2 protein-coding genes are annotated in these 2,486 nt (G+C 65.2%); both read left to right on the top strand.

The window, feature by feature from the left end:
- Positions 1-116 precede the first annotated feature (116 nt).
- A complete protein-coding gene (istA, locus tag WFK61_RS25950; protein ID WP_054211924.1) occupies positions 117-1,616 on the top strand; it encodes an IS21 family transposase in 1,500 nt (499 codons plus the stop codon).
- Positions 1,616-2,344 carry an IS21-like element helper ATPase IstB gene (istB, locus tag WFK61_RS25955; RefSeq protein ID WP_054211923.1) on the top strand — a complete coding sequence of 243 codons (729 nt, stop codon included), beginning with the start codon at positions 1,616-1,618 and terminating at the stop codon, positions 2,342-2,344. Before istA ends, istB begins: the two co-directional genes overlap by 1 nt.
- The last annotated feature ends 142 nt before the right edge of the window (positions 2,345-2,486 follow it).

Below are 2,486 nucleotides of genomic sequence, written 5' to 3' on the forward strand. Positions count from 1 at the left end.
TGTGTTTCGGCGTGCAAGTTTGACCCCTTGAGGCGGGGGATCGGCGTCCAACTTTGACCCCCTTGAGCCGGTTTCGGTGAGACTGTCCGTTCTGGTTTCAGACGGGCGGGCGGGGGATGAAGGGCGTGGATACGATTGCGCGGATCCGGCGCGAGTTTTCGGTCCGGGGGAAGACCATCAAGGAGATTGTCCGCGAGCTTCACGTCTCGCGGAACACGGTGCGCAAGGTGCTGCGTTCGGGCGCGACGTCGTTCGAGTACGAGCGGAAGGTTCAGCCGCAGCCGAAGATCGGGCCCTGGCGTCCGGATCTGGACCGGCTGCTGATGGCCAACGAGGGCAAGCCGGCTCGTGAGCGTCTGACGCTGATCCGGATCTTCGAGGAGTTGCGGGGCCGGGGTTACGAGGGCAGCTATGATGCCGTCCGCCGCTATGCGCGAGGTTGGCGCCGCGAGCAGTCCGCCGTCACCGCCGATGCCTATGTTCCTCTGAGCTTCGCGCCCGGCGAGGCCTATCAGTTCGACTGGAGCCACGAGATCGTCGTCATCAACGGCGTGACGACCAAGGTGAAGGTCGCCCATCTGCGGCTCTGCCATTCGCGCATGCTGTTCGTGCGAGCCTATCCACGCGAGAGCCAGGAGATGGTCTTCGACGCCCACGACCGGGGCTTCGCCTTCTTCAAGGGCGCCTGCACGCGCGGCATCTACGACAACATGAAGACGGCGGTGGAGACCATCTTCGTCGGCAAGGAGCGGGCCTATAACCGGCGCTTCATGCAGATGTGCAGCCACTATCTGGTCGATCCCGTCGCCTGCACGCCAGCCTCGGGCTGGGAGAAGGGCCAGGTCGAGAACCAGGTCGGGCTCGTACGCGAACGCTTCTTCGCTCCGCGTCTGCGGGTCAAGAACTACGACGAGCTGAACGCCTGGCTGATGGATCAGGTGATCAGCTATGCCAAGGCGCATCGCCATCCCGAGCGACGCGATGTCACGATCTGGGAGGCCTTCGAAGCCGAGCGGCCGAGTCTCGTTCCCTATGTCGGGCGCTTCGACGGCTTCCATGCGTTGCCGGCGGCGGTATCGAAGACCTGCCTGGTCCGCTTCGACAACAACAGGTACTCGGTTGCGGCGAGCGCGATCGGCCGGCCCGTCGAGATCCGCGCCTATGCCGATCGGATCGAGCTGCGTCAGGACGGCCGCATCGTCGGCGAGCACGCCCGTTCCTACGGCCGCGATCAGACGACCTTCGATCCCTGGCACTATGTGCCGGTGCTGGCCCGCAAGCCGGGCGCCCTGCGCAATGGCGCGCCCTTCAAGGACTGGGTTCTTCCGGCTTCGCTGGATCGGGTACGCCGGAAGCTGGCGGCCGCGCAGGATGGTGACCGGCAGATGGTCGATATCCTGACCACGGTGCTGAGCGACGGCTTACCGGCGGTCGAAGCCGCCTGCGCCGAGGCGCTGAAGCAGGGCGTGCATTCGGCCGACGTCATCCTCAACATCCTGGCCCGACGCCGGGAGCCGGCTGCTGCGATCACCATCATGACGCCCGATGCGCTGCGCCTGCGTCATGAGCCCGCCGCTGATTGCGCCCGATACGACAGCCTCAGGAGAGCCGTGTGATGGAACGCTCGGAGATTCTCGCCACCATGGGCGAGCTCAAGCTCTACGGCATGAAGGCCGCCTTCGACGAGATCATCACCACGGCGGTGAAGCGCCAGCACGAACCTCAGCGCATCGTCGGCGATCTGCTATCGGCGGAGATCGCCGAGAAGCAGGCGCGCTCGATCAAGTACCAGATCACCATCGCCAAGCTGCCCCTCGCCAAGGATGTCGGCGACTTCGTCTTCGACGGCACGCCGCTCAACGAGACGCTCGTCCACGACCTCGCAGGCGGCAACTTCATCGCCCATCAGCGCAATGTCGTCCTCGTCGGTGGCACCGGGACCGGCAAAACCCATCTCGCCATCGCCATCGCCCGAGCTTGCATCCGTGCCGGCGCGCGGGGGCGCTTCTTCAACGTCGTCGATCTCGTCAACAAGCTCGAGGCCGAGGCCCGCGCCGGCCGGCAGGGTCGCATGGCCGACTATCTATCGCGCATGGACTTCATCGTCCTCGACGAACTCGGCTATCTGCCCTTCGCCCAGTCCGGCGGCCAGTTGCTGTTCCACCTGATCAGCAGGCTCTACGAACAGAGCTCCGTCATCGTCACCACCAACCTCGCCTTCGGCGAATGGCCATCCGTCTTCGGCGACGCCAAGATGACCACCGCACTCCTCGACCGGCTGACCCATCACTGCGACATCGTCGAGACCGGCAACGAGAGCTGGCGCTTCAAGAACAGGCTCTGAGCGATCAACGCGCCGACGACCCGGAGCCGGCGCGGCTGTGCAACCCAAACCAGCTCCGCCGCGCCGCCTCCTGACCGCCACAGCTCATCAAGGGGTCAATATTGGACGCCGATCGGGGGGCAACATTGCGCGCCGTTTGACA

The organism is Allobosea sp. MMO-172, assembly GCF_037147855.1.
GTDB lineage: Bacteria > Pseudomonadota > Alphaproteobacteria > Rhizobiales > Beijerinckiaceae > Allobosea.